A 3,104-nucleotide genomic window follows, 5' to 3' on the forward strand; every position below is an offset into this window, starting at 1 on the left:
CCTGCAATGCTTTGAGTTTTATCGAAATCGCTTCGCATTTCAGCTTGCAAAACTATGGATTTTCCATAATGCAACATTCTGTATTTTTAACTTGCAACTTTCTGCAAAAAGTACTTGCAAAAAACAACCGGGAAGTTCATAATCGCATATTGGACAAAAATTTACCCTAATTCAGTACAGAATGTGCTGAAATTCATTTTATGCCTTTTGAGTGCACATCCTCCTGCTAATCTGTGTTATCATAATTTTGATCTCAACGCCGGGCATACATAGACGTCGTGTCTGACTGGTCTGGTATCACAAAATAAAGATGAAAGAAGGAATGGGTAACATGAGCTTTAAAAAGAAGATGACGGATCGTCACGGACACAGCGTTTATAAGAAAACGGCGATGATTCACAGGTAAGCAGGCGGTGGCAGAATGAATGTAAATTTTGTATCGGAAATGACCGCTTTTAATCGATGGGTCAAAAGCAATAGCTTATCTGCTACCAGTCGGCTGTTATGGTTTCAAATGTTTTTGTATTGGAACGAGGTCGGCTTTCCGGATTGGCTGCAAGTAGATATTGTGAGATTGATGGGCATCGTTCAGGTAAATTCAAAAAATACAGTTATTCGGGCCCGGGACGACCTGGTCAGGGCGGGTTTGCTGATTTCCAAACGGGGCAAAAACAAGGAACCCAACAAATATCAGTTTGTCTTATTCAGTGGTCAAAATTCCCGCAGTTCATTTTTTGACCGTGAAACCGGTAATGAAACAGGTTATCAAACGGGTAGTGATCCGGGTGGTTAAACGGGTCACTTATATAAACTAAACAAAGACAAACCAAACAATAAAAAAGAAAAGAAGCCCTACGGCGAATTTCAAATGGTGCATCTGACCGATGAGGAGTTGCTAAAGCTTCAGGATAAGTATCCCGATACCTGGGAAGACTGGATCATACGGGTGGATCGGGGCAAGGCCATGAAGGACTACAAATACAAAAATGATTATGCCGGCATTCTCTCTTGGATTGACAAGGAGGAAAAAGAGGAGACGCAAAAAGCCTTTAATGAACTGATGGCTGAGGCGGAATATCTGAATCCCCATTACGGCATCTATCAATAAGCGGCTCGGGTGATGGTAAGCACAGGGGGACGGTTTTTCTTGTGTCAACTTTGCAATTATTCTAAATATAAGGACACAAAAGAACCGTCCCCCTGTGCGACCCCCACGTGCGACGGTTAATAGACTTAGAAAGAGGTTTAGCATTTATGACAATTTTAGTTACTGGAGCGGCTGGTTTTATCGGCTTTCACTTATCTCAATATCTGTTAGAAAAGCAGCTGGATGTTATTGGCATCGATAATCTCAACGACTACTATGATCCGGGCTTGAAGCAGTCCCGTCTTGAACGGTTGGAGTCCTATCAGAATTTTGTTTTTCAGAAGGCTGATCTTAAAAACAAAGCCGAGATCGACGCTATTTTTGATTGTTATCAGCCCACCCACGTCATTAATCTGGCGGCCCAGGCGGGGGTTCGGTATTCAATCGAAAATCCCGATGCCTATGTGGACTCCAATTTAATCGGCTTTATAAATATTCTGGAAGCCTGTCGCCATTATCCGGTGGCGCATTTGCTGTATGCCTCATCAAGTTCGGTGTACGGTGGCAATCAGGTTATCCCGTTTTCCACCCGCCACAATGTGGATCATCCGGTTAGCCTGTATGCAGCGACTAAAAAATCCAATGAGCTGATGGCCCATACCTACAGCCATCTATACGGCATCCCGACCACCGGGCTGCGCTTCTTTACGGTTTACGGCCCCTGGGGGCGACCGGATATGGCCTACTTTTCCTTTACCCGGGATATCTTGGCAGGGAACTCAATCAAAGTTTTTAATCACGGCAGGATGGAGCGGGATTTCACCTATATCGATGATATTGTTGAAGGGATTTACCGTTTGATCAACAAACCGCCACTTGCGATTGAAAACTGGGATGAAAGCAAGGATGATTTCAGTACCAGCTTTGCCCCCTACAAGATTTACAATATCGGCAATAACAACCCGGTGCCCCTGATGCGCTTTATCAACGCCTTGGAGACAGCGCTGGGAATCGAGGCAAAAAAAGTTTATATGGATATGCAGCCAGGCGATGTGCTAAGAACCTACGCCGATGTCAGCGATCTCGAACGCGATATCAACTTCAAACCCAAAACGAGCATTGAAGCAGGTATTGAAAAATTTGTGCAATGGTACCAGGAATATTATCAATAAACACACGGCAGAAAGTACAAGGGGACGGCAGGTAAGCACACGGGGACGGTTTTTCTTGTGTCAACCATATGATTTGAACAGAGGACACAAAAGAAAGCACAAGGGGACGGTTTTCTTGTGTCAACCATATGATTTGATCAGAGGATACAAAAGGAAGCACAGGGGGACGGTTTTTCTTGTGTCAACCATATGGTTTGATCTGAGGACACAAAAGAACCGTCCCCTTGTGCGAAAGTGCGCGGATGAAAAGGAGCGACCTAAAATGAAAATAACAGTAGCAGGAACGGGCTATGTTGGTTTATCCAACGCTATTTTGCTGGCCCAACACAATGAGGTGATTGCATTGGATATCATCCATGAAAAAGTGGAACGGATCAACCATAAAAAATCCCCAATCATCGATGCGGATATTGAAGACTATTTGGCAACCCGTGATTTAAATCTGATCGCCACCACGGATAGTTACCTGGCCTATAAAGAGGCGGAATATTGTATATTCCGACCGGCAAACTCCATTTGCACGATCATTTCGACCCAGCTTCACGGAGGGTGAGATCCACCCTCACGGAAGCTGAACCGGTAGTAACTAAATGCTAATACTCAGAATCATCGTGGCCATTAGCGAGGCGGCAGATATGTTCGCACCACTCATCGGTTTCCATGGGATCCTGGTTATTATATAACAACTGAATATAGACTTGATAAGCGGGATGATCACTGTATCGCCGGCCCAGATCGGAGAGAATGTCACTTCTGAGATACTCATCATAGGGATATGCAAGATGACGGCTCAGCTCATAACGGGTTCTGACCGTTTCAGATTCGAGATGTTGGATGTCTTTTCT

3 protein-coding genes and 2 pseudogenes are annotated in these 3,104 nt (G+C 44.4%); 4 read left to right on the top strand and 1 reads right to left on the bottom strand.

Annotation, left to right across the window (positions count from 1 at the left end; all coding sequences use genetic code 11):
- The first annotated feature begins 421 nt into the window (after window positions 1-421).
- The 4 genes and pseudogenes from ACWI_RS18260 to ACWI_RS18275 all read left to right on the top strand — a co-directional run.
- On the top strand, window positions 422-793 hold the full coding sequence (locus ACWI_RS18260) for a helix-turn-helix domain-containing protein (RefSeq protein ID WP_070372881.1): 372 nt from the start codon (window positions 422-424) through the stop codon (window positions 791-793).
- 75 nt (window positions 794-868) lie between these two features.
- The gene (locus ACWI_RS18265) at window positions 869-1,108 is read left to right on the top strand and encodes a hypothetical protein (RefSeq protein ID WP_070372882.1); all 240 of its coding nucleotides are present in this window, start codon (window positions 869-871) and stop codon (window positions 1,106-1,108) included.
- A 146-nt stretch (window positions 1,109-1,254) separates the two neighbouring features.
- Window positions 1,255-2,259 carry an NAD-dependent epimerase gene (locus ACWI_RS18270; protein WP_070372883.1) on the top strand — a complete coding sequence of 335 codons (1,005 nt, stop codon included), beginning with the start codon at window positions 1,255-1,257 and terminating at the stop codon, window positions 2,257-2,259.
- A gap of 262 nt (window positions 2,260-2,521) precedes the next feature.
- Window positions 2,522-2,755: pseudogene (locus tag ACWI_RS18275) on the top strand (UDP-glucose 6-dehydrogenase); the annotation flags it as partial.
- 97 nt (window positions 2,756-2,852) lie between these two features.
- On the opposite strand, the pseudogene ACWI_RS19210 reads toward ACWI_RS18275, so the two are convergent.
- Window positions 2,853-3,104: pseudogene (locus ACWI_RS19210) on the bottom strand (hypothetical protein); the annotation flags it as partial.

It is taken from the genome of Acetobacterium wieringae (assembly GCF_001766835.1).
GTDB classification, from domain to species: Bacteria; Bacillota; Clostridia; order Eubacteriales; family Eubacteriaceae; genus Acetobacterium; species Acetobacterium wieringae.

What these genes read in the sequence shown, in the direction of transcription:
- ACWI_RS18265 (WP_070372882.1), top strand. Translation starts at nt 869, where the DNA reads ATGGTGCATCTGACCGATGAGGAGTTGCTAAAGCTTCAGGATAAGTAT.
- ACWI_RS18260 (WP_070372881.1), top strand. Translation starts at nt 422, where the DNA reads ATGAATGTAAATTTTGTATCGGAAATGACCGCTTTTAATCGATGGGTC.
- ACWI_RS18270 (WP_070372883.1), top strand. Translation starts at nt 1,255, where the DNA reads ATGACAATTTTAGTTACTGGAGCGGCTGGTTTTATCGGCTTTCACTTA.